A 26,915-nucleotide genomic window follows, 5' to 3' on the forward strand; every position below is an offset into this window, starting at 1 on the left:
AGATCCACCGCATACCTTTTTATCCACAGATAAGTGCTTAACCTTAGGCCAAACCGGTCAAAATCTGTTAACAAAACCAGAAGTCAAGGCTGTAAATGGAACCAGTGCTTGCTTTAAAAGGGTGTTATCCCATTTTTCTGTGGATAAGTAGGGTTGTGATCCTGTTCATTGTTGGTAGCAAGTTGGGATAACCTTTCGTGCAGCCTGAGACGGAGAAATAGAGGGCAGCAAAAAAGCACGATCTATCATGCTATTATGCGCACCCAATGCAGCTAATTTTTGTGGAAAAGAAACCGCCACGGAAAATTGCTCATTTTTTAACCAATTCGAGTTATTAACATGAATCATCTTCCCGGACCACCTGAAGACGAAGCGACCTTGTTGAAACGCGCCCAGGGATTGGCCGGTTTAACGCTGGAAACGCTTGCTGCAAAAGCAGACTTGCCAATGCCCGCTAACCTCAAGCGCGACAAAGGATGGGTTGGCATGCTATTGGAGAGACATCTGGGAGCAAGCGCGGGAAGTAAAGCGGAGCAGGATTTTGCTCACCTTGGTATCGAATTGAAAACCATCCCCATTGATGCATCTGGCAAACCGCTGGAAACCACTTTTGTCTGTGTGGCACCGCTTACCGGTAACAGCGGTGTCACCTGGCTAACCAGCCATGTGCGTCATAAGCTGGCGCGGGTATTGTGGATTCCAGTTGAAGGCGAACGGACTATTCCCTTAAGTGAACGACGTGTCGGTGCTCCGCTACTGTGGAGCCCAAGTCCTGACGAAGATGAAATGCTGCGTCAGGATTGGGAAGAATTGATGGATATGATTGTGCTGGGTCAGGTCGAACGCATCACAGCACGTCACGGTGCCTGGCTACAAATACGTCCTAAGGCAGCTAACAGCAAAGCGTTGACCGAAGGCATTGGCGATCACGGCCAACCCATCCTGACATTACCGCGTGGATTTTATCTCAAGAAAAGTTTTACCGGCCCGCTGCTGGCCCGCCACTTTTTGCTTTAATGTGCTGTTCCAACCAGTGAAATGTTACATTTTGGCGAAGAGCCACCTGAAGTGATTGCGTATAATTACCGTTTACTTTTCGTTTAGGATTGAATGTACGCATGTTTGAGTGGATTGCCGATCCCAATGCCTGGCTGGCTCTGGGAACTTTGACCATTTTGGAAGTGGTGTTGGGAATTGATAACATCATTTTTCTCTCTTTAGTTGTTGCAAAACTGCCCCAACATCAGCAAGCCAGCGCACGTCGCCTCGGTTTAGTGGGTGCCATGGTGATGCGCCTGCTGTTGCTTGCGTGTATCGCTTGGGTCATAAAACTCACCCATCCCCTCTTCAGCATAATGAATCACGCCTTCTCGGCGCGTGATCTGATCTTATTGTTTGGTGGCCTGTTTCTGCTGTGGAAATCCAGCAAGGAGATTCACGAAACCATTGAAGGTGGTGAAGAAGAACAGCAAACAAATGTGCACTCCTTTTTTGGCGCGATTGTACAAATCATGATGCTTGACATCATTTTGAGCCTTGATTCTGTTATTACCGCGGTGGGCCTTTCCGATCATCTGTTCATTATGATGGCCGCCGTCGTGATTTCTGTGCTGCTGATGATGTTTGCTGCGCGCACTATTGGCGAGTTTGTGGCGCGACATCCTTCGGTAAAAATATTGGCACTCTCCTTCCTACTCTTGGTGGGCTTTACTCTGATTTTGGAAGGATTTGCCATCGATGTACCAAAAGGTTACATCTATTTCGCCATGTTCTTTGCCATCGCGGTAGAGTGCCTGAACTTATTGCGCAGCAAGAAAAAAACGGCGTAACGTTGTCAAGGGCGAGCATGCTCGCCCAATGCTTTTCGGATTCATGCGATTAACCCAGCCAGCAAAACAATTTATTACTACACTGTTTGCTGTTGATTTAGCGTGAGGACGAAGAGTGATGAAAGGGTTGGTTGGCGTACTATTTTTGGTGGTAACCGCAGCGACATTAAGCGGATGCAGTTCAGATTATGTGATGGCGACGAAAGATGGTCGAATGATCATGACCGAAGGCAAACCGGCCATTGATAAAGAAACCGGGCTGGTGCAATACACCGATCAGTCAGGACATGATATGCAGATTAACGGTGATGAGGTCTCGACCATCATTGAGCGTTAAGTGCGAAATTACGTAGCCTGCCGCAAATTCCCCGCTGGCAGGCAATTTCCCCGAATTTCCCCCCTTCCTTCCCCGCTGTTGCTCGCGCTATAGTCCTTGAGGACACAACATTCCATTCCATAAAGAAAAAGGAAGCCGGCAATGCATTATCACCGTATCCCCCACAGCACGCTGGAAGTGAGTCAGTTGGGATTGGGAACTATGACGTTTGGTGAGCAAAACAGCGAAGCCGACGCCCATGCTCAGCTGGATTTGGCGGTTAGTTCCGGCATCAACTTAATTGATACCGCCGAGATGTACCCGGTGCCGCCGCGCCCGGAAACTCAGGGTTTAACCGAAAGCTACATTGGCAGCTGGCTGAAAAAGCGTGGCAGCCGTGACAAAATCATTCTGGCCAGTAAAGTTTCGGGTCCTTCGCGTGGCAATGATGCGTCGATTCGTCCGAACATGGCGCTGGATCGTAAAAACATCCGTGAAGCGCTGGAAGCCAGCCTGAAACGCCTGAATACCGATTACCTCGATCTTTATCAACTGCACTGGCCGCAGCGCCAAACCAACTATTTTGGCAAACTCGGCTATCACTACAGCGACAACACCGCATCGGTAACGCTGCTTGAGACGCTTGAAGCTTTAACGGAGCAGGTGCGCGCCGGTAAAATTCGTTATATCGGGGTTTCAAACGAAACGGCATGGGGCGTGATGCGCTATCTGCAACTGGCTGAAAAGCATGAGCTGCCACGTATCGTTTCCATACAAAACCCGTACAGTTTGCTGAACCGCAGTTTTGAAGTGGGTTTGGCGGAAATCAGCCAGCATGAAGGCGTGGAGCTTTTGGCTTACTCCAGCCTGGCGTTCGGGACATTGAGCGGTAAATACCTCAACGGTGCTAAACCGGCAGGCGCACGTAATACGCTGTTTAGCCGCTTTACGCGCTACAGCAGCGAGCAGTCAGAAAAAGCGATTGCGGAATATGTGGAACTGGCGAAAAAGCACCAGCTGGATCCTTCCCAAATGGCGCTGGCTTACGTGCGTCAGCAGCCATTTGTGGCCAGTACCTTGTTGGGGGCCACTACGTTGGATCAGTTGAAAACCAACATCGACAGCTTCAACCTGACGCTGAGTACCGACGTGTTAGAAGAGTTAGAAATAATTCATCGCCGCTATACTTATCCGGCACCGTAAGGCTTATTTGCCAGCTGCGGCTTCGTGGCTGGCAATTCATTCTCCAGTCAAAGCGCGGGTATATAGCCGCACCGATTTATTCGGATATTCCAGCGCGTCGCCCGCGGGTATCCAGCCAAAGCGTTCGTAATAGTTACCAAAAGTGGACCACAACCATAAATGCGGATAGCCACGTGCCTGCGCGAACTCAATGACATGTTGTTGTAACGCTGCACTTAACCCTTTGCCGCGTGCGTGTTCATCCACATACAACGCTGCCAGCCAGGGAAACAGATCTTGCCGACTGATCAAATCGCAACGCCAGAACCCCGCCGTACCCAGCGCTTTTCCCGCCTCAACCGCCACGAAAGTGATGGGAAACTCTGCGCCCGTCATGCTGCTGGCGACAATGCTGGCAAAAAAATCCCGACTGTTCTCTTCACCGAATGCGCGCCATTGCCACTCAATAATCTGTTCAGCAAAATGCGGCACTGCGCTGAGTGGCAGGATTTCTATCACATTAGCTTCCCTTGAAAAATCGGCACTGATTCAAACAGAAAACCATCGAAGTCTGGCGCATCGGCATCAGAGAGCTCCAGCAAAGTGTTTTTCACATTTTCCAGATGTTGCCAGGTTGCCTGCCAGGAACCCATCACGTCACGACGGCGCAGCGCAGCAAGAATGGTTTGGTGATCGCCAAGCCATTTTAGACGGTAAGCGCGGGTTTCGAATTGCGGGCGCAGTTGTTGCCACAGCGGGCTGCTATCGTGATGGCGCCAGATGCTGGTTACGGTATCGAGCAGCATCTGATTTTGACTGGCCCCCGCCAGCAGCAGATGAAACAGCTTGTCATTATCCTGGCTGCTGTCGTTGGCGGCGATAGCGCGTTGCTCTTGTTCCAATGTGCGACGCAGGTTTTCAATATCCGCTTTGGTGGCCATTTTGGCGGCAAAGGCAGCAATGTTACTTTCCAGCAGTTGCCGTGCCTGCAACATTTCAAAGGGGCCGACATCACTGCGGAAAAAAGCCTCTTCTTCGTCATCGCTGGCGGAGGGAATGCGCATCACATACACGCCGGAACTTTGGCGGATATCAACGGTGCCCTCCAGCTCCAACATCAGCAAGGCTTCACGGACGATGGTGCGGCTAACGCCCCAGGTTTCGGCCAGCTGACGCTCGGGCGGCAAGCGCGATCCCACGGGATAATGACCTTCACTGATTTGCTGACGCAAATGCTGACCAATTTCCTGATACTGTTTTTTTTCTTGTGGCGCTACGGCTTTATCCACGCTGTCACCCTTAACAATCAATGCGCTGAGGATATCGCCGCCTCCCTTGTGCGGCAATATCAGCGAACCCTGCGAGAAGGCTCACAAACTGAGGCTCAGTGTATCAAAGCCAGCGCCTGATCGAGTACCTTTGCACCGTTTAGGGTGCCATAAGCGACGGTATCAATCACCGCAATCGGTAACTGGTAGCTGTCAGTAAGCTTTTTGTTCTCTTCCAGCTTGAAGCGCACTTGCGGTCCCAGCAGCACCGCCACCACTTCATTACCGTAATTTTGTAGTTCTTCTCGTAGGTTCTGTTCAGGAATCGCATAGATTTCAAATTCCAGACCGCGCGCGGTGGCTTCTTTTTCCATGCGCGACACCACCATTGAGGTCGACATGCCTGCTGCGCAGGCCAATACGATACGTTTCATCGTCTGTTCCTTCTGTTATTTGGGCTGATCATCAAGGGTCAAGGTAAGTTGCTGGCTGTCGCGTAACTGGCGAAACCAGTGCGCGGACTTTTTCATGCGGCGCTGGCGCTGATTATCCAAATCGATCTCAATCAAGCCGTAGCGGTTTTTAAAGGCATTCATCGGCGATACGTTGTCAGTAAATGCCCACAGCATGTAGCCCTGACAGTTGATCCCTGCTTCATGAGCGCGGATCGCCTGATAAAGATGCTCGCTGATAAAGTCGATGCGGTAATCATCCTGCACTTCGCCTTCGGCATTTTTAAACTGCGCTTCGTTCTCAATTCCCATTCCGTTCTCGGCAACAAACCACGGCACGTTGCCATACTCATCACGCATCCGCAGCGCCATATCCCAGATGATGCCCGGCTGAATCTCCCACCCGCGTGAACTGTTCATGCGTCGGCCCGGCAGCGCGAAATGTTCGTAGTAACAGGCAGGATGGAACGGCGTGTCAGGATGCCAGGCGTGCGACGGCGCTTTAACGCGATGCGGATAATAGAGATTCAGCCCAACCTCATCGACGGTGTTGGCAGCGATAATCGCCAGCTCTTCCTGCGTCACATCCCACTTCACTTGATGCTTGTCCAGCAGCGCTAACAGCTCCGCCGGGTATTCCCCTTTAAGCGCCGGATCAAGAAACACCCGGTTGTAGAAGAGATCGTAGATATTCGCTGCTTTTACGTCATGCGGTGCAGAAGAGCGTGGATAGGTGACTTCTGGATTCAAAATAGTGCCAATGCTGCCGCTGTAACCCTTTTCGCGAAACAGCTTTACCACCTTCGCCGTGGCGAGATTTTTGTGATGATTCCACTGCATCCATTTGTGGGTGTTCTGTTCATAAGGCCAACGCAGCGCATCAAGGTAGACGCGGGTTTGCACTACAATCGGCTCATTGAATACAAACCAGCGCGTCACCTTACCGGCATAGCGTTTAAACACCTGCTCGGCATAGCGAGTAAACAGCTCAACCACATGTTTTGACTGCCAGCCGCCATATTGCTCCAGCAAGATCGCTGGCAGTTCATAGTGTTCAAGGCACAACATGAGTTCAACGCCCTGCCGCTGCATCTCATCTATCAAATGATCGTAATAGGCAGCGTATTCTTCATCCACCGTGGCGTTTTCATAATCCGTCAGAAAGCGCGACCAGTTGATTGAGGTGCGATAATGCGTCAGTCCGGTAGCCTTCATCAACGCGACATCTTCACGAAAGCGATGGATAAAATCCGTGGCGACGGCTGGCCCATAACCGTTGTGCCAGACATCACGATCGTTCTGATACCAGGCATCTAGCCACGAATCCTGCCCAGGCTTTTTGCCGCTCCAGCCTTCGGTTTGCCAGGCCGAAGCCGCTGCGCCCAGAATAAAATCTTGCGGCACCTTAAGGGTCAACTTACTCATGACATCTCCTGTGAGTTTTGCGCCAGTTCAGGCTGCCTGTTTTTGGCTTCTGCAGCTTCTGCACGTCGCGACGCCACTTTGACAAACGGCAGATAAATCAGCACCGAAACCAAAATGCAGACGATTTGCGTCACTACCGCACCCATTGAACCGGCAGTCGACAGCCACGCATTAATGATCGGCGGCGTAGTCCACGGCACCATCACCACGGCTTTTCCAGCAAAACCCATCACCGTAGCGAAATAGCCAATTGAGCCGGTGACCAGCGGTGTAATAATGAAAGGAATGGCCAGGATCGGATTGAGCATTATCGGCATACCAAAGATCACCGGCTCATTGATGTTGAAGATACCTGGCCCAAACGACAGCTTGGCGATTTCACGCATCTCTTTGCGCTTGGTGGCAATCATGACTGCGGTTAACAAGCCGATCGTTAGGCCCGATCCGCCAATACTCATATAGACATCCCAGAACGGCATAGTGATGATATTCGGGGCTTCAATGCCTTGCTCAAAGGCGTTCATATTGACCAGAATCGCCCCTAACAGCAGCGGCTCGCGGATCGGTTTCACCATCTGATTTCCGTGAATACCGATGACCCAAAACAGCTGTGCGACAAACATTAGAATCAAGATGCCCCACAGGCTCTGTACCACCGATTCCAGCGGTTGCTGTACCACTTTGTAGACCGCGTCATACAGATAGAGCCCGGTAATGCGGTGGAAAATAAAGCCGAAAGTTGCCACCAGCGTGACGGTGAATATTGACGGAATCAGCGCTGAAAATGAGGCAGCGACATTGGGCGGCACGGTGTCCGGCATCTTGATTTTCAGACGTTCAACCCTTTCCAGTCGGCAATAAATCTCCACCGACAGGATGGCGATAAACATGCCGAGAAACAGACTTTTCGTGTCCGAAAACTGTTTCGCCAGCACATCTGTGACCAGCTGCATTTCGCCATTGACCATCATCTGCAAGGTGGTTGGCGTAACCGAGATAAAACAGATAATCGCCAGCAGACCGGGAAACAGTGTTTTCACACCATTGATGCGGCCCAGTTCTATCCCGATCAAGAACACCGCGCCAATATTCAGGAAACTGAGCGTGGCGTAATTGATACTGCTGGTAATCGGTTTGAGATCCGCCAGAAACGACAGCGCGGCGAAGCTGGCTAAACCATTTTTGCTGTCGAGCACCATGTTGGAGATCAGCACTGAGAAAGCGCCGACGATGATCACTGGCATTAACGTTATGAAGGAAGCTTTGATCGCCATGATGTAGCGATAACTGTTGAAGCGTGTGGCAAAGCTTCCCAGAGAATCGATAAGACGGTCCTGTAAAGACATGGGTCATCCTCAGAGATAAAAGATCAGCATTCCTGTATTGGTCGATATCTTCCCTGTCATTGGCATACCAAAATGACGATTTATCTCATCCGTTTCTGTGACCGAACTCGCGGAAACTCTTTTTGGCATTCCAGTAAGATAAAAAACACCAATTTGGCATACCAAAAGCGAGAATCGTATGGATTTTGAACAAACTATGATGGAATTACTGATCAATGCTGGGGAAGCGCGATCTCAAGCCATGATGGCGATCCAGTTTGCGCGCAAGCGTGAATGGGCAGCCGCAGACGAAGCGCTGTTAGCCTCGTCAGAAGCCGCCAAGGGCGCTCATCATATTCAGACGCAGTTGATTGGTGTCGATGAAGGTTGTGGCAAAGTGCCGGTGACGTTGATCCTGGTGCATGCCCAGGATCATTTAATGAACGCGATGTTGTGTCGGGATCTGGCGGAAGAGTTAGTGATGCTGCGCAAAGAGATGTTTAGCTGAGCCTCGAGGCTACCATGCAGCGTTAACCCAGCTCCAGCGCCAACAGTTCCTGGATAGTTTGCGCCCGGCGAATTTCGCGTGGTTTTCCCTGCTCAAACAGCACTTCCGGGATCAGCGGGCGGCTGTTGTAATTAGAGGACATCGACGCGCCGTAAGCGCCGGTATCGTGGAAGACCAGATAATCGCCGACCTGCGCCGCAGGCAGCGCACGGGTTTCCACTTTGCCGCCCTCTAGCTGAGTAAATACATCGCCGGATTCACACAACGGGCCAGCCACCACGCACTCAACACAATTCTGCTCATTGATCTGGCGATCGTCGCCCGCCATCAGTGAAATGTGGTGATAACTGCCGTACATCGAAGGACGCATTAAATCGCTGAAACCGGCATCCACCAGCACGAAATGACGGCTGCCCATCTCTTTCACTGCGCGTACCTGAGAAACCAATACGCCCGATTCTGCCACCAAAAAACGGCCAGGCTCGATCTCCAGTTTCACCGGATGCCCTAAATGCGCAGCAATACGCTGGCGTGTGGCATCCCACAAGCCAAAGTAGTGCGCGGTATCAATCGCCTCTTCATCGTAGCGATAAGGAATAGATAAGCCCCCGCCCGCTGAGATCGCTTCCAGATCTTGGCCAAACTCAACGACCTGATTGACCATCGCGTCGCACACTTGTTGCAGGTGTGCGTAATCTACGCCAGAGCCGATGTGCATGTGAATACCAACTAAACGCAAGCCATATTGCTGGATGGCCGCCAGCGCCAGCGACAAATCGGCATGCCAGATGCCGTGTTTGCTGTTTTCACCGCCGGTATTGGTTTTTTGGCTGTGACCGTGACCAAAGCCAGGGTTAACCCGTAACCAAACCGCATGACCTGGCGACACGTTACCCAGCTGATGCAACATATCCACTGAACCCGCGTTAACGGGTACTTTCAGCTCCGCAATACGTGCCAGCGTTGGTGTATCAAAGACATCAGCAGTAAAAACAATTTCATCGCCGCCCGCTTGATAACCGGCTGCCAGTGCGCGCTCAATTTCGCCCAGCGACACCGAATCGACCTTCACACCCGCTGAATGCATCAAACGCAGAATGTGAATATTTGAACTCGCTTTCTGAGCAAAACGTACCACGTCAAACGCGTGCAGCTGTCCAATTCGCGCCAGGATAACCTGCGCATCGTAAGCCCAGAAAGGGCCGCTGTACTGACGCGCCAGAGGCAGCAGATTTGCGCGGGTTAAGGCGGTTTCGGTGTTATCTAACGGACGTGGCATGATAATTCTCCTGTGGCAATTCGCTGGCTATGCGCGGCTTATTCTTTTATTAAGCCAGAATCGCACCATGCCGAAAAATATCTGTTTAAATAGCATCTATGCAGAATGGATATAGGTAAACGTGTGGCAAAGATTAACTGGCGACATATAGAAATTTTTCACGCGGTGATGACCAGCGGCAACTTAACGCAAGCTGCCACGCTGCTGAATACGTCTCAACCCACCGTGAGCCGAGAACTGGCACGGCTTGAGCAGCAGTTAGGATTGCAACTTTTTGAACGCGTGCGCGGGCGTTTACAGCCCACGGTGCAAGGGCTGCGGCTGTTCGAAGAAGTGCAGCGCTCATGGTATGGGCTGGATCGCATTATGGATGCCGCCGAAGGTTTACGGCAGTTTCGTCAAGGCGAGTTATCGATTGCCTGCTTGCCGGTGTTTTCACAATCGCTGCTGCCGCTGTTGTGCCAACCCTTTCTACAGCGTTATCCCGACGTCAGTATGAATATCATCCCGCAGGAATCGCCGCTGCTGGAAGAGTGGCTTTCAGCTCAGCGCTACGATCTTGGCTTGACCGAAACCCAACACGCGCCAGCGGGTACCGAGCGTCTGGCGCTGCTAACGTGCGATGAAGTCTGTGTATTGCCGAAAACCCATCCGCTGTGTCAGCGTGATTGCCTTACGCCGCAAGATTTTGCCGGAGAGAATTATGTCAGCCTGTCACGTACCGACAGCTATCGGCAATTGCTCGACACGCTGTTTCATGAGCAAGGCGTAGAACGTCGGTTGGTGCTGGAAACGCACAGTGCGGCATCGGTATGTGCAATGGTAAAAGCGGGCGTGGGAATTTCAGTGGTGAATCCGCTGACGGCGCTGGATTACGCCGACAGCGGAGTGGTAATGCGCAAGTTCAGTATCGCGGTGCCGTTTACCGTTAGCCTGGTAAAACCGCGTCATCGACCGGCATCGGCGCTGCTGGATGCTTTTATCAGCCACCTGCAATTGCAAGTGGCCGACTTTCCAGCACGCATCGCTGCGCGGCTGACTTAAGCCTGTACGGTGGCAGCGGTGCCACCCGATTTGCGGAAGGTAATCAAACAGATCACCAGGCCAACCGCCGCCAGCGCTGCCGCTGCGACCGGCACTGCCGTTAAGCCGTAACCACGACCAATAACCGCGCCACCCACCCAAGCACCCAATGCGTTACCTACGTTAAAGGCTGAGATGTTCAGGGTTGAGACCAGGTTTGGCGCTTCTTTACCGTGGCGCACGACATTGATTTGCAATCCCGGCACCGTGGCAAATGTTGCCATCGCCCACAGGAACAAGGTAATTTCCGCCAGCCACAGCGCATGACTGGTCCAGCTAAACAACAACGAGAACAGCGCAATCAGTGAAAAACTGAGGATCAGGCTAAAAGAAACTTTCCAGTCCGCCAGTTTGCCGCCAAGAATATTCCCCACGGTTAAGCCTGCGCCAATCAAGAAAAGTGTCCAGCTAACGCCGCGATTAGTTATGCCCGTCACCTGCAGCAACAGCGGAGCGATATAGCTAAACAGCGCAAACATTGCTGCCGCGAAAAATACCGTCATCAGCAGTGATAGCCAGAGTTTGCCGTTCGCCAGCGCACCGATTTCACTCGCCAGATGAACCGGTTTTTCCTCTTTATTGGTGGGTAAGCTGATAATCAGTCCGATGAATGCCAGAATCCCGATGATGGCCACGCCCCAAAAGGTTGCACGCCAGCCGAACAGTTGACCGAACCAGGTTCCCAACGGCACACCTAATACGTTAGCCAGGGTTAAACCGGTAAACATCAGCGCCACCGCCGAAGCCTGCTTACTCGGTGCCACCAAACTGGCCGCCACCACCGAACCGATGCCAAAGAAAGCACCGTGACACAATGCGGTAAACACCCGCGCCATCATCAGCAAGTTGTAGCTGTAAGCCAGCGCACACAGCACGTTGCCAATGATAAAAATCACCATTAACAAAACCAAGGTGCGTTTACGCGGCAGTTTTGCGGTTAACAGCGCCATGATCGGCGCGCCGATCGCCACGCCCAAGGCATAGCCGCTGATCAGCCAACCCGCCGACGGAATTGTCACCTGTAAATCGCCCGCCACTTCCGGTAGTAGGCCCATGATCACGAACTCAGTGGTGCCGATGGCGAACGCACTCAGCGCCAGCGCCAATAAAGCAACAGGCATAACACTCTCCCAATAAAATTGAAAACGCAGGCGATCCACGCAAGATTTTACGTGGTGCGATGGACGCTTATTAAAATTTGATCTTCGTCACGGTGTGTATTAAATCATAGCCTTCTCTTCTCATACACCCTGATGCCTGCAAAGCTCATTTGCCTGGTACGCAACAAACGCGATAAAAGCTGATTTATTAAGCCTTCATGTCTGTCGACTAAGACAGATTAGCGTTTCCACGCTACGCTAAATAACGAGTTGGCTACGACCAATCGCCACTTTTTCATGCGTTATCAATCAATAAAGTTATAGCGTTGCCGATACCCCTAATGGATTGCCAGGTGATGTAATGTGAATCTGACATGGGGAAAGAGAATGCAACGGCTTATTGCCTTAATGGTATTTGGCTTAACCGGCTGCTCGGTCGGTCATTATGAGTACAGTAAGGAAGCAGCGAAACGCGTCGATATGACCGTAACCGGCATTCCAACCGTGTTGGGCTTAGGCACACTCGGCACCACCATTCCGCTGACGGCAGATTACAGCCTGACCGCTGCGCATGTGGCTAAGTTTTCGCTTTACCGGGTGAAAGCCTGGCATCCCGAATGTGATCTGGCGGTGGTTTACCACAAAAACAGCGAAGCCAATCTTCCGCCCATTTTCCGTAACAGCCACATTGGCGATCGCGTTAATCTTTACGGCTACAGCTTTATCTCGGCGCTGCCGGTCAGCTCTAGCGGACAGAACCTGATTAATACCACCTTAGCTAACACCTGGAATAAAGCCGCTTGCGTTGTTGTGGCCGCGAATGCGGGCGTGGTGAAAGGCATGTCAGGCGGCGCGGTGTATAACGCCTCCGACGATACGCTCGCGGGGGTGATTGTCGGCTACAGCGACCGCATCAATGACAACCAGAGCGGCAAGGCGTTATACAAAAATGTGGCGCTGTATGTGCCCTATGCACGTTTTGAAACCTGGCTGAAACAGGCGGTAAAATCCTGATTATTGCTTGTCAGGCAAACCGTTATGATCGCCCATATTCTGTTCCGGCGGATTTAGCCAGCGATCTTCACGCGTGGCTTCATAGACGGGATTAAGGGGATAGCAGATCTGGTTGTCCGGTTTGTTTACTTCACCCACCACTAAAAAGTGGGCTTCTGCTTCGCTGTTGTTGATAAAGGTATGGCAGATGCCGGTGCCTGCCGGAAAGGCCACCGCGTCACCGGGCGTGAGTGGATAGAGTTCACCATTGATCCAGACATCCGGCGATCCCTGAATAACGTACACGAACTCTTCTTCGAGACGTTCGGCATGGGGATAGGACATTCTACGGCCTGGCAGCAGCCGTTCATGATGGATACCAAGACGAGTCAGCCCCAACTGGCGCGCCAGCGGTGCGCCAATCGACATTAACACTTCGCTATCGGGATAGTGCTCATTGTCTTCGCCTTCCAGCTCACGCCAGTGGCGAATAAAGTCGGGACGCTGCTTGCTCATGTTTATCGGCTCCAGAGTTGAAGTGTTCAGCCTGGCAGATGATGGGATGTTGCTCAAGACAGGGAGAGATTGTGCGGGTGGCAATTGCGATGCGGTTCTGTGCAGTCCAGCAATTCATAGCGACGTGCATCGCCCGCTGCCATAAAGGTATCGTGCACGCCCGGCGAAGTATCGGCCAGTCGCTGTTCATGCAGCGAAAGCTGATCCCAATGTTGTCGGATACGGCCTTCTAACGATGCCGGTTTTGCGCTCATTACAAATCCCTGAAAAACAAAAGTCTCATCCTGCACAGAGCGCGCCGGAATGTCATCAGGAATTTAGTTTGATGTGTCCCCCACCTCAATCCTCCGCCATAAAGGGGAGAGGATGCTGCCACAGGTGAGTAATGACACTGTATGGAGCAGCGTCTCCTGCCCCGGCAGATGGAGGACAGCGCTCAGAGCAGCAAAACGCACGCATAAAAAAGGCCGGGAAGCGTCCCGGCCTTCATCAACAGCGGTTCAGCAAAAATTACTTGCCGGTTGGGCGCAGCGCTGGGAACAGAATCACGTCGCGGATGGTGTGGCTGTTGGTAAACAGCATCACCATACGGTCGATACCAATGCCTAAACCGGCAGTTGGTGGTAAACCGTGTTCCAGCGCAGTAACGTAATCTTCGTCATAGAACATCGCTTCGTCGTCACCGGCATCTTTTGCATTAACCTGTTGCAGGAAACGTTCAGCCTGATCTTCCGCATCGTTCAACTCCGAGAAGCCGTTACCGATTTCACGACCACCGATGAAGAACTCAAAGCGGTCAGTGATTTCTGGGTTGTCGTCATTGCGACGCGCCAGTGGTGACACTTCAGCCGGATATTCGGTGATGAAAGTCGGCTGGATCAGATGCGCTTCTGCGGTCTCTTCAAAGATCTCTGTCACTACGCGGCCTAAGCCCCAGCTTTTCTCAACTTTAATGCCGATTGACTGCGCAATCGCGACCGCTTTGTCAAAATCTTCCAGGTCGGTCAAATCGGTTTCCGGGCGGTATTTTTTGATCGCTTCGCGCATGGTCAGCTTTTCAAACGGCTTACCAAAGTCGAACTCTTGTTCGCCGTAAGGCACCACAGTGGTGCCCAGCACATCTTGTGCCAGCGTGCGGAACAAACTTTCCGTCAGTTCGATCAAATCTTTATAATCCGCATACGCCATGTAGAGTTCCATCATGGTGAACTCAGGGTTATGACGCGGCGAAATACCTTCGTTACGGAAGTTACGGTTGATCTCAAACACGCGATCAAAACCGCCAACCACCAAACGCTTCAGATAAAGCTCCGGCGCAATACGCAGATACATATCAATATCCAGCGCATTGTGATGGGTGATAAAAGGACGCGCAGAAGCACCGCCTGGGATCACCTGCATCATTGGGGTTTCCACTTCCATAAAGTCACGGCCAACCATGAACTGGCGAATACCTGCCATGATTTGCGAACGAATTTTGAACGTGTTACGTGATTCATCGTTAGCGATGAGATCAAGGTAGCGCTGGCGATAACGCGTTTCCTGATCGGCAAGGCCATGGAATTTGTCTGGCAGCGGACGCAGTGCTTTGGTCAGCAGGCGCAGTTCAGAACAGTGAATCGACAGCTCGCCGGTTTTGGTTTTGAACAGCTTGCCGCGGGCACCGAGGATATCGCCAAGGTCCCATTTTTTGAACTGCTCGTTGTAGATGCCTTCGGCCAAATCGTCACGCGATACATAGAGTTGGATACGGCCACCCACATCTTGCAGGGTAACGAATGAGGCTTTACCCATGATGCGGCGAGTCATCATACGACCCGCGACACTGATCTCGATGCCGAGATCTTCCAGCTCTTCGTTGCTCTTCTCATCGTAGCTGGCGTGCAGCAGATCAGAAGTGGTGTCACGACGGAAATCGTTAGGAAACGCCACGCCGGTTTCACGCAGCGCGCCAAGCTTCTCGCGACGTGCTTTCAGTTCATTATTTAACTCAAGTGCGACGTCAGCGCTCTGCGGTTGTTGTTCAGACATGTCGGTTCCTTATAACCCTGCTTTTAAACTTGCTTCAATGAATCGATCCAGATCGCCGTCCAGCACCGCTTGGGTGTTGCGGGTTTCAACGCCGGTACGCAAATCTTTGATACGTGAATCATCGAGAACGTAAGAACGGATCTGGCTACCCCAACCGATGTCGGATTTGTTGTCTTCCAACGCCTGCTTCTCGGCATTTTTCTTTTGCATCTCAAGCTCATACAGCTTCGCCTTCATCTGCTTCATCGCTTGATCTTTGTTTTTATGCTGAGAACGGTCGTTCTGACATTGCGTCACGGTATTGGTTGGAAGGTGGGTAATACGCACCGCGGATTCAGTACGGTTAACGTGCTGACCACCCGCACCCGATGCGCGGTAAACGTCGATACGCAGATCGGCTGGGTTGATTTCGATATCAATATCGTCATCTACTTCCGGGTAAATAAAGGCCGAGCTGAATGAGGTATGACGACGACCACCCGAATCGAACGGACTTTTACGCACCAGGCGATGCACGCCCGTTTCAGTACGCAACCAGCCAAACGCATAATCACCTGAAACACGAATCGTGACCGATTTAATTCCGGCTACGTCACCTTCAGATTCTTCAATAATTTCAGTTTTGAAGCCTTTGGCTTCAGCCCAACGCAGATACATACGCGCCAGCATGCTGGCCCAGTCCTGCGCTTCGGTGCCACCAGAACCGGCTTGCAAATCGATATAGCAGTCAGCGCTGTCATATTCGCCAGAGAACATGCGGCGGAATTCTAATTCGCCCAGCTTGCCTTCCAGCACATCCAGTTCGGTAACGGCTTCGTTAAACGTTTCTTCGTCGTCCGCTTCTACCGCCAATTCCAGCAAGCCCTGTACATCTTCCAGGCCTTGAGTCATTTGGTCGAGGGTTTCAACGATAGCTTCCAGTGAGGAGCGCTCTTTTCCAAGCGCCTGTGCACGATCTGGCGTGTTCCAGACATCTGGCTGCTCCAGCTCGGCGTTTACTTCTTCGAGGCGTTCTTTCTTAGCATCGTAGTCAAAGATACCCCCGAAGAACGTCGCTGCGCTCGGTGAGGTCTTGAATACGGTTTTTAACCGGGTTGATTTCAAACATGGCTTTAGCGTCTTTTTAGCGTTCGATGGGTGAGAAATTAACGCATAAGTTTACCCGAAATCGACGCCAGTTTGTAGCGCTGAGACCGTCTGCGACGGGAAGGCATTTCGCAAACCTGAACAACAGGAAAAAATTCGCGCTTAATTACTGGAAACATCAGAGAGGTTGATTTACAGATAATTAAGGAAAAACCTGTTTCACAGACCGCGTTATGCTAAAAGCCACAAGAAAAGCCTGCATTTTTTACGGTTAAAAGGACACCCACCTAAAAAAAGTGGCTGAAAAATAAATAAAAAATGAATGTCGGGTTTTCAAATTACGTTTTATCGATGAAAAACCCATAACACCCAGCAAGATCCAATAAAACATCCACACGCGTCAAAAACGGTTTTCTTAACTTCTGTTTTCAATCGTCAATTCAACATGTAAGCAACGGATGCCGCTCTCAACACGGAACGACTTTTTAGCCAATACCACGTGGAGAGTGAAACACTTCATTCCAGGTGATGAAGTGTGTATATCTCTATTATTTAGTACCCTGCCACTCGGATCACGTCGAATTTCATCTGTCTTGTTTCTTTTTAGCGTGCGGGCGCGCTCTTTTTTAGCCCAGCGGCCACAGATGATCAATAATCAGCTGAACCGTCCGGTTGCCGCGATACTCATTGATATCGAGTTTGAACGCCAACTCGACATGACGCACGCTGCTGTCCGGCCACAAGGTGGTATCAACGTTAAACGCGATGCCATCAATCAGCGGCCCTCCATCCAGCGGCTCAACCATCACTTTCAAATGGCGCTCGCCAACCAAACGCTGTTGCAGTAGCTTGAATTTTCCGTCAAAGGCAGGTTCAGGGAAAGCTTGTCCCCAAGGCCCCGCTTCACGCAGCATTTCTGCGGTTTGCAGCGAAAAATCCGAGGGATGCAGCGCACCATCCGACCAGATAATGCCCTGCAAAGCTTCCCCCTTCAGCCACTCACCTACCAGCTCGGCAAAGCGCTGCTGAAACTCGTCGTAACGCGCCTCTTCCAGCGACAATCCTGCTGCCATGGCGTGGCCACCAAACTTCAACATCATGCCAGGATAAAGCGTGTCCAGCCGCTCCAGCGCATCACGCAGATGCAAACCGGCAATCGAGCGGCCCGAGCCTTTCAAGGTGCCGTCTCCGGCAGGGGCAAACGCAATGACCGGACGATGAAAGCGCTCTTTTAACCGCGAGGCCAAAATCCCTACCACGCCCTGATGCCATTCAGGATGATAAAAAGCCAACCCCAGCGGCAAATCGGTTTGTTCGCGCTCTAATTTCTGACACAGCGCCAACGCCTCGCTTTGCATCCCCTGCTCAATCTCTTTCCGCGTTTGATTAAGCGCATCGAGTTCGCTGGCCAGCATGCGTGCCTGGCTGAGATCGTCGGTGAGCAATAACGCCACGCCAACTGACATATCATCCAGCCTTCCTGCGGCATTCAGGCGCGGGCCGAGCGCGAAGCCCAAATCGCTGGCCACCAACTGGCGTGCCTCACGATTAGCAATTTCCAGCAGTGCGCGAATGCCAGGACGGCATTTCCCCGCGCGGATGCGGCTTAAACCTTGCCACACCAAAATACGGTTATTCACATCAAGCGGCACGACATCGGCCACCGTGCCGAGCGCGACTAAATCCAGCAAACCGGCCAGGTTTGGCTCCGCTCGCGCCTCGCCGAACCAGTTAAGTGACCGCAAATGCGCACGCAGCGCCATCATTAGATAAAATGCTACGCCAACGCCCGCCAGCGAACGCGAAGGGAATGCACAATCATTCAGGTTGGGATTAACGATGGCATCAGCATCCGGCAGCGTTTCACCAGGCAAGTGGTGGTCGGTAACCAGCACAGGAATGCCATGCTGATGGGCATATTCCACACCCGCATGTGACGAGATGCCGTTATCAACCGTCAGGATCATTTCAGCGCCACGCGTACGCGCCTGTTCGACTACTTCAGGGCTGAGTCCATAACCATCTTCAAAACGGTTTGGCACCAGATACTGCACGTTGCCGCCGCCCATGCTGCGTAATGCCAATACGGTTAGCGCGGTGCTGGTTGCGCCATCGGCGTCAAAGTCACCCACTACCATAATACGGCGACCATCCAGCAAAGCTTGATGCAGCAGCGCAACCGCTTTATCGATACCGGTTAATGCCTGAAAGGGCAGCAAATTTTTTGCGCCGCGTTCCAGATCGACCGGATCGCACACGCCGCGCTGCAGATAAAGACGCTTTAAGAGCGGCGGAAGATCCGCCGGTAAATTGTCCGCGATCTGTACCTCGCGGCGACGCAATTCAACTTCTTTATTCAACACCGGTTAACCACCACGTTTTTGACTATCCAGTACTTGCTTCAGCTCTTTCGGGCCTTGATAACCAGGGATCATCATGCCGCTGTCGGTAAGAATCGCAGGGGTTCCCTGAATTCCGAACAGAATGCCCAGCTTGTAGTGCTGCTCGATATCGATATTACAGGAGTCGGGTGCAGACATTTTTGGTGAATCGCCCTTCATGGCTTCATCAAAGGCTTTATTGCGATCGGCGCTGCACCAAATCGCTTTCATGGCGGTTTCAACCTGCCCTTGCACACCTTCACGCGGGAACGCCAGATAACGTACGGTGATGCCCAGCGCGTTGTAATCCGCCATTTGCTCATGCAGCTTGCGGCAATATCCGCAGGTAATGTCGGTAAAAATCGTCACGACGTGCTGCTCTTTCGGCGCTTTATAAATGATCATTTGTGGAACCAGCGCTTCCACTTTTTTATCCAGCAGCTTGTTGGTTACGTTAACAGGCTGCGCTCCGCTCACGTCATACAGCGGGCCCTGGACCATATGTTTGCCATCGTCGGTCACATACAACACGCCGCTTTCGGTGAGCACCGTTTTAAACCCTGCCACTGGCGCGGGTTGAATTTCAGCTTGCTGGATACCTATCTTTTTTAACGATTGCTGTATGGCGGCGTCGTCAGCCTGAGCCAGGCCGGAAAAGGTGCCAGCCAACAAGGCCAGCATGGCAAAATGCTTGTTCATCGTCTTCCTTATTTCCGCCGGTTATGCACGCGGATGATGTTGTTGGTGTAACAGACGCAGGCGCTCAGTCGCGACATGCGTATAAATTTGAGTGGTCGAGAGATCGCTGTGACCCAGCAACATTTGTACGACACGCAAATCGGCCCCGTGGTTCAGCAAATGGGTCGCAAATGCATGGCGCAGCACGTGTGGCGACAGCTTTTCGCTGTCAATGCCCGCTAGCGTGGCATAGTGCTTGATGCGATGCCAGAAGGTTTGCCGCGTCATTTGCTGCGCACGATTGCTAGGAAACATCACATCCAGCGTCTGCCCATTCAGCAGCCAAGGCCGACCGTGATCCAGATAGTGCTCGATCCAGTAAACCGCTTCTTCACCTAAAGGCACAAGTCGCTCTTTATTCCCTTTACCGATCACGCGTACCACGCCCTGACGCAGGCTGATATCGCTCATCGTCAAGCCAACCAGTTCGGTAACACGCAGGCCGGTGGCGTAAAGCAGCTCCAGCATCGCTTTGTCGCGTAGTTCCAGCGGCACATCAATGTTGGGTGCCTGTAACAGGCGTTCAATCTGCGCTTCACTGAGATCTTTTGGCAGCCGCTGCGGTAATTTGGGCGCAGAAAGCATGGCGCTGGGATCATCCGTACGCAGCTTCTCACGGTAGAGATATTGAAACATGCGCCGCATGCAGCTCAGCAGACGTGCTGAACTGGTGGCTTTGTAGCCGCCTTCAACGCGCTCAGAGAGAAACTGCTGGAGATCGAGTGCGCTGACGTTGAGCAGCGTGAGCTCATGATGCCCAAGCCAGCCGGTCAGCGTTTGCAAATCCTGACGGTAAGATGACAAGGTATTTTGCGCCAGATTACGCTCAATCCAGAGCGCATCAAGAAACTGTTCTGTCAGTTCGCTGTCTTGCACGTTATCCCCGCCATTCGATGTGAAATCGTGCTCATTATGCCTGATTCAAATCCACTTCTGATACAATTGCGCCAAAGTCAGCCTAAACAGAGCATTAACTGCATGAAGATCGGTCTTTTTTACGGTTCCAGTACCTGTTACACCGAAATCGTAGCGGAGAAAATGCGTGATTTTATTGGTGAAGAATTGGTCACGCTGCACAACGTAAGGGACGACGATCCCAGCCTAATGGAGCAGTATGATCTGCTTATTCTGGGCATTCCGACCTGGGATTTCGGCGAGTTGCAGGAAGACTGGGAAGCGATTTGGCCGCAATTACCCGGGCTTAACCTGCAAAACAAAATTGTCGCGCTGTACGGCATGGGCGATCAGATTGGCTACAGCGAATGGTTTCTTGATGCGCTAGGCATGTTGCATGAGCTATTGCAGCCAATGGGCGTGCGCTTCGTGGGTTACTGGCCGCTAGAGGGTTATGAATTTACCAGCCCGAAACCGCTTACGGCTGACGGTAAACAGTTCGTGGGTTTGGCGCTCGACGATGTGAATCAGTTTGAAGTGACCGACGAGCGAGTCGAACAGTGGTGCGAGCAGGTGTTAACCGAAACGGCCGAGCTATTTTAACGGAGCCGTTGCAGCCGGTTCGCTGAGACAGCAGGCGCGTAAGGCGCGCCATTCAGCGGGCTGCATGTTGTCTTGCATCAGCCACATCCGCAGCTTTTTTCCCTGCTCACTCTTTCCCACCAGCAACACCGCGTTGGGTAACCAGCGCAGCGGCTGTTGCAGCTGCCAGCGGATGCCTTGCCAGCACCAGCAATGTGCGCTTTCCCGTTGCAGCCAGCCCTCTCTTTGACGTAAGCGACGATCATTGCGCCACCCTTCCCAAAGCATTAATGCTAACAACGCCATCTTGAAGAGCACACCGTTTTCAGCCGCAGGCATAAGCGCAACAAATATCATCGCGCCGCTTAACAGCGCCCACTGAATATGGCGTGCGCGGCGCGAAGGGTGCAGCTTACATTGCCACTGGGCCACGTTCACGATTACGCTGCTGGATAAGATTTACCATCCGCTTCAGTTCAGGATCGCTGGGTTCACCGTGATTCATCATCCAGTTAAACAGATCGGGATCGTCACTTTTTAATAACGCGATAAAGACCTGCTTGTCGATGTCCGACAGCGAGTCAAATTCGTACTTGAAGAACGGCATAATAGCGATATCCAACTCCAGCATGCCACGACGGCAAGCCCAGTGAATACGCGATTTTTCATGAATATCCATGCGTCAATTTCCACAGTTCAAACAATGACGGCTAGTGTAACCTGGATTCCGTTGGGCTGCAGGCGCTCCACACAGTGCTGTGCAGCAGGCCGCAATTTATGACTATGATTTTCAGGGTTATCACGCGATTTGTGCGGCGTTTTCGGTAAACAGGTTGCAATGCCTCCCGGCTCTTTTAACATTGAAGACATTACAGTGAAAAACACCGTTTCGGATGAACCTTTCAACTCAGGATATCCCCATGCCTACTTATACTTTACCGCCGCGCCAACCTGCCGCGTCGTCACGTCTGCCTTTAACGCTGATTTCGCTCGAGGCTTGGGCATTGGTTTCTGTTTATGGCGCTGACAGCACCAGTTATCTACAAGGTCAGCTAACGCTGGATGTCGCTGGACTGGACGCCGCGCATCACTCGTTGGCGGCGCACTGCGATGCCAAGGGCAAAATGTGGAGCAACCTGCGTCTGTTTCATCGCGGCGAAGGTTACGCTTATCTGGTTCGACGCGAGTTGCGCGACACCCAGTTGCCAGAGCTGAAAAAGTACGCGGTGTTCTCCAAAGTGACGCTAACCGCTGATGATGACGCCGTGCTGCTGGGCGTCGCGGGTTTTCAGGCGCGCGCCGCCTTAGCCAATCTGTTTGACACGCTGCCAGACAGTGAAACGCCAGTGGTACAGCAGGGCGAAACCACGCTGCTGTGGTTTGCGCATCCGGCGGAGCGTTTCTTAGTGGTGACTTCGCTGGAACAGGCCGAAGTGCTGAAACAGAAACTGGCAGATGATGCACAGTTAAATGACAGCACCCAATGGCTGGCGCTGGATATTGAAGCCGGTATTCCGGTGATTGACGCCGTAACCAGTGCGCAATTAATTCCGCAGGCGACTAATCTGCAAGCGCTGGATGCCATCAGCTTTAAAAAGGGCTGTTACACCGGGCAGGAAATGGTGGCGCGCGCCAAATATCGCGGCGCTAACAAGCGTGCACTTTACTGGCTGGCAGGCCAGGCAAGCCATATCCCGGCGGCGAGTGATTCACTGGAACTGCAAATGGGCGAGCGCTGGCGCCGTACCGGCACCGTGCTTAGCGCTGTGCAGTTGGATGATGGCGAATGTTGGGTGCAGGTGGTGATGAACAACGATCTTGAGCCAGACAGCGTGTTGCGGGTTGAAGGTGATGAAGGTGGCAAGCTGACTATTCAACCGCTGCCTTATTCATTAGCCGAGGGTTAACGCTGCCTGGTTGCGATCAAGCTGCATGTGGCAGCGTCTCCTTCCCCTATTTATGCGGGAAGGTCGGGATGGAAAACAGCCAGCACAACCCAATAAAGTCAGTCGTCGCTTGTCCCCCACCTCTGTCCTCCCCCCTTTATGGCGGAAGGTCGGAATGGAAAACAGCCAGCACAAGCCAATAAAATCAGGCGTCGTTTGTCCCCCACCTCTGTCCTCCCCCACATGTGGGGGAGGAAGATGCTGCCAGATGCGAGTATTTAAGCCGCATGCTGCAGCGTCTCCTTCCCCCAATTATGGGAGAAGGCCGGGATGGGGGACAGCCAGCACAACCCAATAAAGTCAGTCGTCGCTTGTCCCCCACCTCACTCCTCCCCCACATGTGGGGGAGGAAGAGGCTGCCACATGCGAGTAGTGAAGCTGCATGTTGCAGCGTCTCCTTCCCCCATTCATGGGGGAAGGCCGGGATGGGGGACAACGCGCAGAGGACTACTGCGTCATATTCAAAATGGTGCGGATATTCTGCGCGGTAGTGGCAATAATATCGATCGCACCCGTACGCAATGCACCAAGAATCGCCAAGGCTTTGGTGTTCTCTGAAGCAATTGCAATCACGCAGGGGATCTTGCGTAACTCATCAATGCTCAAGCCAATAACCCGGTCATTCATCACCGTGTCAACGTGCTGGCCCTGCGAATTGAAAAAGTCGTAGCCCGCGATATCACCGGTCACGCCCTGGTTCAGGCTGGCATCAATGATTTCGTGCGGACTAAACCAGCCCAGCTTGACCATATAACTGTTTTCATTCATGTCACCGATACCGACCAGCGCGATATCCGCTTTACGCGCGCGATCCAGCGTCTCTTTAATGGTGCCGTTCTGCATAAAAGCTTCTTTCAACGCACGGTTTTCCACATACGCCGGGGCATACAGCGTTTCGCTAATACCACCAAATTTTTTCGCCAATCGACGGCTGATATGGTCGGCATTGATCGCATCGCCGGGCCGATGTGTACCGCCAATGCCGCTGATAAAGTGGCAATTACGCGTTGGCACCTGGCCAGGATGATCGGCAATCGCCGCCACGTTGCGCCCTTGACCTACCGCAACCACTGAATTTTCTTTCAATGATTGCTCAAGATGGGTCGATACCAGCGCAGCCAGTTGGCGACGTTGCTCATCGCTGTCCTGTAAATCCAGCGCAATCAGCGCACGTTGTAACTGGGGAAAACGATCAAGAAGTTGTTGCTCGAGGCGGGTACTGAACACCGGATGGTAACGCACATTAATTTCAACAATGCCCTCTTCCCGGGCGCGTTTCAGCAATCTTCCGACTTTGATGCGTGAAATGCCAAACTTACGCGCTATCTCTTCCTGGGTAGTTTCGTCCTGATAATAGGCGACCGCGATTTCCGTCAGCAGTTCTGAATCCTGAGAAAGCGTGTGTTTTTCCATGCGTTATCTGTCTCGCAGTGAGTTACCTGACTAAGCACAGGCGTTTCAGGAGGGGATTTATATCACTGATGCGGCTCAAATCGCCAGGCATAGGCAATATGAGCCGCGACAACTTCACAGATTAGCGACGAATAGCATCGATTTTCAGCATGCGGGCAATCACGATATCGAGTTCTTTCTGATCGAAGATCTGTTTCCAGTCTGGCTTAACGATTTTCTCGCGTCCATATTCCATGGCGATCATGCAGGCATCGGAGAACGGGTTGGTAGCGCGGAATGCAACAGCCAAGGCAATCTGAATATGGCCATACAGCATCGCTTTAGCTGCTTCTTCCGGCACGCCGCTGTGCTTAACGGTTTCATCCAGCGCTTCTTTCATGAAGGCACCCACCATGCAGGCCACGGTTTCAACCAGCGTAGGCTCAAGGTAAGCCAATTGGGTAACGGTAACCCAATGTACCTGCTCAACCGGGCCATACATCACGCTGATGACGTTGCTCAGTTCCGCTTTCTGCTCGTCGCTGCCTGCTTCATAAGAGGCCGCAACGTGCTGAATAGCCGCAATGCCACCAAAGGCGTCGGCGTGCTCCTCTTTGGTATAACGCTCCAGGAACACGGAGGGATGACAGGGGTGCGCCACGGCGTAATCAATGTCATCGCGGTGTGCAATCAGGTTGGCATAGGCCGCTGCGGGATCAAGGGTTAACAGCACCGCATCTTTCTTCATCTGCGGTACAACGCCTTCCGACACTTTACCCAAGACAATATCCGGCACCGCCAGAATCACAACATCACTCAAGGGGACAACGGAAGCTGCATCGGAAAGCTCCCGGCCCTGCGCGGTAACTTGCTCCTGCGCCTTGGGTGAGTTCTCGCAATAAAAGACCTGGTAATCACTTTTCTGGAAGTTGGCAGAAATGCGCATGCCCATTTTGCCGCCTGCGCCAATCACGGTGATGGTTTTTAATTGGTTCATTATTATGACTCCTGAGCTTGTTTACTACGTAAGAATTCCACGGTGCGAAGTGTCCACTCGGCTTCACGCTGGCAGGTGATCGCTGCATCTTCCTGCCACGGTAGCCAGTGTTCGACGATTTGATTGATGCCTTTTTCTGCCGGGCGCACGCTGGCGATCATCCGGTCATAGTCGAGTAAGCCGTCCCCCATCAGACAACCGGCGTAGGTGAATCCCACCCAACCGTCACGACGGGAAAATGCAAAATCTTTGATGTGCAGATTACCGACGCGTGCAGCGGTGTTGGCGATAACCTGTTCCGGTAGCTCCAACCCAGCGACGCAGTTGGCGGGATCAAGGCAAACGCCAAGCCAAGGTGACGGAAATTGATTGATCACCGACATCATGTCGGCGGTCTTGACCTGCTCGTAAGTTTCCAAACACAGCATCACCTGCTGGCGCTCATAGTCCGGCAGAATGGCGCCGATCAACTGCGCGGCCTCTTCCAATGACGGACGATGGCTGGCGGTATAGAACATGGAGCGAACAACGTGGGCATCCAGAATATTGGCCATGTGCAGATAACGTTGCAGATGTGCCGTACCCAGACCGCGAGTGCCCAGTTCCAGTGTGATGCCCAGCGCATCGGCCTGCTGACGCAACGCCTGTAGCTGTGCATCAGGCCAACTCTCGATCGCCGGATAATCACAAATTTGAAAGACAGAAACATCAAGCGCGGCCGTTTGCTCCAGCATCTGCGCCAACGTTAACGGCTCCGGCACTTGCGATGACATGCGCCAGAAAAAAGCATACGTGCTGAGTCCGATACGGCTCATTAACGGATCTCCTTAAGCAGCGCGCTGGCTTCATCAATGATTTGCGCCAGCGCTTTGGGATCGTGGGCGAAACGTCCGAGAAACAGTCCATCGACATCACCCGCCAGGCGCTGAATCAGGCCGGGACCGGCGCTGCCGCCGTAAATCACCTGCAAATCGATGCCATCGGGTGTTTGCAGGTCACGCAAACCGGCACACACCGCCCGAATGTAGCTGTCCGGCGCGGGTTGCGGAGCGCCAATCGCCCATTGCGGTTCGTAAGCGAAGAACACGCTGCCCTGCAAACCTTGCTGCCCGGCATTGTCCAGGGCCTCAGCAAGCTGCTGTTGGCACAGCGCAATCGCCTGCGCCGGTTCGCCTTCTTGCTCTTCACCGATGCACAACACCGGCGTTAAGCCGTGGCGTAAAGACATCGCCACTTTGGCCGCGATCTGTGTTTTGTCTTCATGGAAATGACGACGGCGCTCAGCATGACCAATCTCAGCCAGCGAACAGCCCAACTCCTGCAACATGCTGGCGCTGACTTCACCGGTCCAGGCACCATTTTCTGCCTGGCAGACATCCTGGCCGCCAAAGCGAACAGGCGTATCGGCAAAAATCTCAGCAACCGCCGGAATAGCCGGATAAGCCGGTAACACAAACAGCCCAACCTCACCTTGCTGGATGGCTGGATGACGACGCGCCAGCTCGGCGACGTCACGGCACCATGTCAGCGTTTGCTGATAGCTGAAGTACATTTTCAGGCTGACGCCCAGCCAGATGGCAGGTTGAGACATG

General features: G+C 52.6%; 28 protein-coding genes and 1 pseudogene. 9 read left to right on the plus strand and 20 right to left on the minus strand.

The features are described from left to right. Positions 1–339 precede the first annotated feature (339 nt). The 4 genes from mutH to ACF2G4_RS10635 all read left to right on the plus strand — a co-directional run bounded on the left by mutH (position 340) and on the right by ACF2G4_RS10635 (position 3,348). Entirely contained in the window at positions 340–1,017 is a 678-nt protein-coding gene (gene mutH / locus ACF2G4_RS10620) for a DNA mismatch repair endonuclease MutH (protein WP_215845716.1), read from the plus strand. A 101-nt stretch (positions 1,018–1,118) separates the two neighbouring features. Next, positions 1,119–1,829: a TerC family protein gene (locus tag ACF2G4_RS10625; RefSeq protein WP_243079046.1), complete on the plus strand. Its 711-nt coding sequence runs from the start codon at positions 1,119–1,121 to the stop codon at positions 1,827–1,829. A 118-nt stretch (positions 1,830–1,947) separates the two neighbouring features. Then, positions 1,948–2,166 carry a YgdI/YgdR family lipoprotein gene (locus ACF2G4_RS10630; protein ID WP_215845714.1) on the plus strand — a complete coding sequence of 73 codons (219 nt, stop codon included), beginning with the start codon at positions 1,948–1,950 and terminating at the stop codon, positions 2,164–2,166. A gap of 141 nt (positions 2,167–2,307) precedes the next feature. Beyond that, on the plus strand, positions 2,308–3,348 hold the full coding sequence (locus ACF2G4_RS10635; protein WP_215845713.1) for an NADP(H)-dependent aldo-keto reductase: 1,041 nt from the start codon (positions 2,308–2,310) through the stop codon (positions 3,346–3,348). 36 nt (positions 3,349–3,384) lie between these two features. Here the strand turns inward: ACF2G4_RS10635 and ACF2G4_RS10640 are convergent, their stop codons facing one another. The 5 genes from ACF2G4_RS10640 to ACF2G4_RS10660 form a co-directional block, all read right to left on the minus strand. Continuing rightward, a complete protein-coding gene (locus tag ACF2G4_RS10640; protein ID WP_409074798.1) occupies positions 3,385–3,846 on the minus strand; it encodes a GNAT family N-acetyltransferase in 462 nt (153 codons plus the stop codon). Next, positions 3,843–4,616, minus strand: coding sequence for an FCD domain-containing protein (locus ACF2G4_RS10645; RefSeq protein ID WP_243079102.1), 774 nt, complete (start codon positions 4,614–4,616; stop codon positions 3,843–3,845). The genes ACF2G4_RS10640 and ACF2G4_RS10645 overlap by 4 nt, the downstream gene beginning before the upstream one ends. Before the next feature lie 95 nt (positions 4,617–4,711). After that, positions 4,712–5,029: a PTS sugar transporter subunit IIB gene (locus tag ACF2G4_RS10650; protein WP_409074799.1), complete on the minus strand. Its 318-nt coding sequence runs from the start codon at positions 5,027–5,029 to the stop codon at positions 4,712–4,714. A gap of 15 nt (positions 5,030–5,044) precedes the next feature. After that, positions 5,045–6,472, minus strand: coding sequence for a glycoside hydrolase family 1 protein (locus ACF2G4_RS10655; protein WP_409074800.1), 1,428 nt, complete (start codon positions 6,470–6,472; stop codon positions 5,045–5,047). Further along, a complete protein-coding gene (locus ACF2G4_RS10660) occupies positions 6,469–7,818 on the minus strand; it encodes a PTS sugar transporter subunit IIC (RefSeq protein WP_243079044.1) in 1,350 nt (449 codons plus the stop codon). Before ACF2G4_RS10660 ends, ACF2G4_RS10655 begins: the two co-directional genes overlap by 4 nt. Before the next feature lie 178 nt (positions 7,819–7,996). Here ACF2G4_RS10660 and ACF2G4_RS10665 point away from each other — a divergent pair, with 178 nt between their 5' ends. Next, positions 7,997–8,305 (plus strand): PTS lactose/cellobiose transporter subunit IIA, encoded by a 309-nt coding sequence (locus ACF2G4_RS10665; RefSeq protein ID WP_215845709.1) that lies wholly within the window; start codon positions 7,997–7,999, stop codon positions 8,303–8,305. 22 nt (positions 8,306–8,327) lie between these two features. Here the strand turns inward: ACF2G4_RS10665 and lysA are convergent, their stop codons facing one another. Then, a complete protein-coding gene (gene lysA, locus ACF2G4_RS10670) occupies positions 8,328–9,584 on the minus strand; it encodes a diaminopimelate decarboxylase (protein ID WP_409074801.1) in 1,257 nt (418 codons plus the stop codon). Positions 9,585–9,707: 123 nt separating this feature from the next. On the opposite strand from lysA, the gene ACF2G4_RS10675 reads away from it, so the two are divergent. After that, on the plus strand, positions 9,708–10,628 hold the full coding sequence (locus tag ACF2G4_RS10675) for a LysR family transcriptional regulator (RefSeq protein WP_409074802.1): 921 nt from the start codon (positions 9,708–9,710) through the stop codon (positions 10,626–10,628). On the opposite strand, the gene ACF2G4_RS10680 is transcribed toward ACF2G4_RS10675, so the two are convergent. After that, entirely contained in the window at positions 10,625–11,788 is a 1,164-nt protein-coding gene (locus ACF2G4_RS10680) for an MFS transporter (protein ID WP_409074803.1), read from the minus strand. The genes ACF2G4_RS10675 and ACF2G4_RS10680 overlap by 4 nt on opposite strands. A 366-nt stretch (positions 11,789–12,154) precedes the next feature. Between ACF2G4_RS10680 and ACF2G4_RS10685 the strand changes: the two genes are divergently transcribed. Further along, positions 12,155–12,781, plus strand: a complete 627-nt coding sequence (locus ACF2G4_RS10685; protein ID WP_409074804.1) for a serine protease — start codon at positions 12,155–12,157, stop codon at positions 12,779–12,781. Here ACF2G4_RS10685 and ACF2G4_RS10690 read toward each other — a convergent pair whose 3' ends face one another. The 7 genes and pseudogenes from ACF2G4_RS10690 to xerD form a co-directional block, all read right to left on the minus strand. Next, complete coding sequence (locus ACF2G4_RS10690; protein ID WP_409074805.1) at positions 12,782–13,276, minus strand: cupin domain-containing protein; 495 nt, start codon at positions 13,274–13,276, stop codon at positions 12,782–12,784. Between the two features lie 77 nt (positions 13,277–13,353). Continuing rightward, positions 13,354–13,455 (minus strand): annotated as a pseudogene (locus ACF2G4_RS10695) (aminomethyltransferase); the annotation flags it as partial. Positions 13,456–13,786: 331 nt separating this feature from the next. After that, positions 13,787–15,307, minus strand: a complete 1,521-nt coding sequence (gene lysS / locus ACF2G4_RS10700) for a lysine--tRNA ligase (RefSeq protein ID WP_215845699.1) — start codon at positions 15,305–15,307, stop codon at positions 13,787–13,789. Between the two features lie 9 nt (positions 15,308–15,316). Continuing rightward, positions 15,317–16,415, minus strand: a protein-coding gene (gene prfB, locus ACF2G4_RS10705) for a peptide chain release factor 2 (RefSeq protein WP_243079038.1) whose coding sequence is annotated in 2 segments (ribosomal slippage) — positions 15,317–16,339 and positions 16,341–16,415 — 1,098 coding nt in all. Because the reading frame shifts where the segments join, the coding sequence is not laid out codon by codon here. Between the two features lie 604 nt (positions 16,416–17,019). Continuing rightward, the gene (gene recJ / locus ACF2G4_RS10710; RefSeq protein WP_243079037.1) at positions 17,020–18,756 is read right to left on the minus strand and encodes a single-stranded-DNA-specific exonuclease RecJ; all 1,737 of its coding nucleotides are present in this window, start codon (positions 18,754–18,756) and stop codon (positions 17,020–17,022) included. Positions 18,757–18,759: 3 nt separating this feature from the next. Continuing rightward, positions 18,760–19,473 (minus strand): bifunctional protein-disulfide isomerase/oxidoreductase DsbC, encoded by a 714-nt coding sequence (dsbC, locus tag ACF2G4_RS10715; protein ID WP_215845698.1) that lies wholly within the window; start codon positions 19,471–19,473, stop codon positions 18,760–18,762. A gap of 21 nt (positions 19,474–19,494) precedes the next feature. Further along, positions 19,495–20,388, minus strand: a complete 894-nt coding sequence (gene xerD / locus ACF2G4_RS10720) for a site-specific tyrosine recombinase XerD (protein ID WP_215845697.1) — start codon at positions 20,386–20,388, stop codon at positions 19,495–19,497. Positions 20,389–20,490: 102 nt separating this feature from the next. Between xerD and fldB the strand changes: the two genes are divergently transcribed. Next, positions 20,491–21,009: a flavodoxin FldB gene (fldB, locus tag ACF2G4_RS10725; RefSeq protein ID WP_409074806.1), complete on the plus strand. Its 519-nt coding sequence runs from the start codon at positions 20,491–20,493 to the stop codon at positions 21,007–21,009. Here fldB and ACF2G4_RS10730 read toward each other — a convergent pair. Together ACF2G4_RS10730 and sdhE are read right to left on the minus strand one after the other, a co-directional pair. After that, positions 21,001–21,426, minus strand: coding sequence for a protein YgfX (locus ACF2G4_RS10730; protein WP_409074807.1), 426 nt, complete (start codon positions 21,424–21,426; stop codon positions 21,001–21,003). The genes fldB and ACF2G4_RS10730 overlap by 9 nt on opposite strands. Then, positions 21,401–21,667, minus strand: a complete 267-nt coding sequence (sdhE, locus tag ACF2G4_RS10735; protein WP_215845694.1) for an FAD assembly factor SdhE — start codon at positions 21,665–21,667, stop codon at positions 21,401–21,403. Before sdhE ends, ACF2G4_RS10730 begins: the two co-directional genes overlap by 26 nt. A 241-nt stretch (positions 21,668–21,908) precedes the next feature. Between sdhE and ygfZ the strand changes: the two genes are divergently transcribed. Then, positions 21,909–22,895, plus strand: coding sequence for a tRNA-modifying protein YgfZ (gene ygfZ, locus ACF2G4_RS10740; RefSeq protein WP_332624953.1), 987 nt, complete (start codon positions 21,909–21,911; stop codon positions 22,893–22,895). Between the two features lie 486 nt (positions 22,896–23,381). On the opposite strand, the gene ACF2G4_RS10745 is transcribed toward ygfZ, so the two are convergent. The 4 genes from ACF2G4_RS10745 to ACF2G4_RS10760 form a co-directional block, all read right to left on the minus strand. After that, positions 23,382–24,347 carry a sugar-binding transcriptional regulator gene (locus tag ACF2G4_RS10745; RefSeq protein ID WP_243079034.1) on the minus strand — a complete coding sequence of 322 codons (966 nt, stop codon included), beginning with the start codon at positions 24,345–24,347 and terminating at the stop codon, positions 23,382–23,384. Between the two features lie 121 nt (positions 24,348–24,468). Next, positions 24,469–25,326, minus strand: coding sequence for a phosphogluconate dehydrogenase C-terminal domain-containing protein (locus tag ACF2G4_RS10750; protein ID WP_243079101.1), 858 nt, complete (start codon positions 25,324–25,326; stop codon positions 24,469–24,471). Continuing rightward, entirely contained in the window at positions 25,326–26,138 is an 813-nt protein-coding gene (locus tag ACF2G4_RS10755; protein WP_409074808.1) for a sugar phosphate isomerase/epimerase family protein, read from the minus strand. The genes ACF2G4_RS10750 and ACF2G4_RS10755 overlap by 1 nt, the downstream gene beginning before the upstream one ends. Continuing rightward, positions 26,138–26,914 (minus strand): triose-phosphate isomerase family protein, encoded by a 777-nt coding sequence (locus ACF2G4_RS10760; protein ID WP_409074809.1) that lies wholly within the window; start codon positions 26,912–26,914, stop codon positions 26,138–26,140. Before ACF2G4_RS10760 ends, ACF2G4_RS10755 begins: the two co-directional genes overlap by 1 nt. Position 26,915: the final 1 nt, after the last annotated feature.

Origin of the sequence: Pantoea phytostimulans (assembly GCF_046118715.1) — a bacterium.
Taxonomy (GTDB): Bacteria; Pseudomonadota; Gammaproteobacteria; order Enterobacterales; family Enterobacteriaceae; genus Pantoea; species Pantoea phytostimulans.